The organism is Pseudomonas sp. 24 E 13, from assembly GCF_900004715.1.
In the GTDB taxonomy this organism is placed as follows: Bacteria; Pseudomonadota; Gammaproteobacteria; order Pseudomonadales; family Pseudomonadaceae; genus Aquipseudomonas; species Aquipseudomonas orientalis_A.
The window spans coordinates 55935-57876 of sequence record NZ_CVTO01000115.1 but is presented as its reverse complement, the minus strand read 5'-3'; the positions used below and the strand labels follow the sequence as shown (position 1 = coordinate 57876).

2 protein-coding genes are annotated in these 1942 nt (G+C 61.2%); both read left to right on the top strand.

The window, feature by feature from the left end; genetic code table 11:
• Positions 1 to 317 precede the first annotated feature (317 nt).
• Entirely contained in the window at positions 318 to 557 is a 240-nt protein-coding gene (locus BFP90_RS12670; protein ID WP_065886662.1) for a hypothetical protein, read from the top strand.
• Between the two features lie 124 nt (positions 558 to 681).
• The gene (locus BFP90_RS12665; protein WP_065896857.1) at positions 682 to 1809 is read left to right on the top strand and encodes a sensor histidine kinase; all 1128 of its coding nucleotides are present in this window, start codon (positions 682 to 684) and stop codon (positions 1807 to 1809) included.
• Positions 1810 to 1942 lie beyond the last annotated feature (133 nt).

Sequence of the window (1942 nt, the reverse complement as noted above, 5' to 3'; positions counted from 1 at the left end):
TGAGCCGCCGTCAGGGCGGAACCCTAAGCAGCCGTTACCGCAGAAACGGATATGTACTCGGTCCAATCCAGCATCCTGGTCGGCCCCGAGGCCGCCATCGGGGGCAAGCCCCCTCCCACATTTGGACCGAGGTGTGTCAGATGGATACGCGTCGGTTGCCAAGCGACCGAAGGGCAACGACCGCACTGCACATCATCGCCTTACAACCGCACACGACGAAACTCTTGCAGCATCCTTCGGTCGATGCTTTCAAGAGGCCCACGGTGCCTCCGTTGCCTTGTGTGTGTGCGTGTGAGTGAATGCCTGCGGAGACGGCCATGAAAGAAGCCCTGAACGATTTGCCCGGCCCTATAAAACGACAGGCTGACAGAATTCTGCGTGAGATCGAACTGGCGGGGTCAATGATTCTTGCCGTCAAAGGCGGTGCCAAGGCCCAAGGGTTTGTGCTGGGAATCACCTGCTGTGAAGGGCTCACTTCCGAGCGCTGCGAAGCGTTGGCAAGCCATTTTGACAGCGTGGTGGAACAACGGCTGAGGTCGCTGACACTGGGGCTGTAATGCCCGCAATAGCGCCGCCGCAGTCCGGGCTTTAAAAGCGACGAACAACCTCCTACACTGCCGGGAATTTCCGTTCGCCTGTGCAGCTTCGCTTTTCTGCCCGCCTCCCACCAGGACTACAGACATGCGCCTGCCCGACTTCATTCTGGAAAACCTCGAGCCGATACTGCAGGCTTGGGAAGATTTCGCCAGAACCATCGACACCCCGGGCGAGGAACTCGACAGCGTCGCGCTGCGCGATCATGCCGAGCAGATGTTGCGGGCCATCGTCAGCGACCTGCGCACCAAGCAGACCCGCCAGGAACAAATCGCCAAGGCCCAGGGCCACGCACCGGAGGACGAACAGGAAACTGCGGCCGAAACCCACGCAATGACGCGGCTGATGGCCGGGTTCACCATCGACCAGATGGTCTCCGAATACCGCGCGCTGCGCACCAGTGTGGTCAGCCAGTGGATGCGCCAGGTCAAGGACGGCACACCGATCAACGTCGACGACATGACCCGATTCCATGAGGCCATTGACCAGGCCCTGGCCGAGTCCATTGCCAGCTATTCACGGGCCGTCGAGGCCTCACGCAACATGTTCCTGGGCATCCTCGGCCACGATTTGCGCACCCCACTCGGCGCAATCCTGCTGGGTGCCGACGTGTTGCGCCGCTCCCAGGACGCCGGGGCGCGGGCGACCAAGATCGCCAATCAGGTCTACACCAGCGTGCGCCGGGCAAGCCAGATCGTCGGCGACCTGCTTGACCTGACTCGCTGCCAGATGGGGCCGGGCATCCCGGTCAAAACCAGCGAAATAAACCTCTCGCCGCTGTGCCAGCGCGTGGTCGAGGAAATTCGCGCGTTTCATCCCGAAGCCATCGTGATGTTCGACGCGAACACAAACGTATCTGGGCAGTTTGACGGCGGGCGGATGGAGCAGGTGTTTTCGAACATCATCAGCAACGCGGTGCAACATGGCGACACCACACGGCCTATCCAGGTCGAGCTGGGCATGCACAAGGACTTCGCCGTCTTCACTGTGCGCAACAGCGGTGAAGCGATACCCGAGGACGTGCTCCCGTTCATATTCAACCCCATGGGCCGTTTCTCCCAGCGCACCGCCATCCACCACGGCCCCACCGAAGGCCTGGGCCTTGGCCTGTTCATCGCCTCGGAAATCGTCGCCTCCCATAGTGGATCGATTGAGGTCAGCTCCGACACGGAACAGGGCACAGTGTTTCAGGTGAGGATTGCGGTCAATCGATAACTTCGGCCCGCCATGCCCGCGCGCCGTAACCACGATGCGAAGCGAGTCGCCCTTGATCTTGACCTGCTTTTGATCTCAGGCGCCCCGTTAAACCACGCTGGCCGAACGCAGGCTTGAATCCGTGGGTAACCCG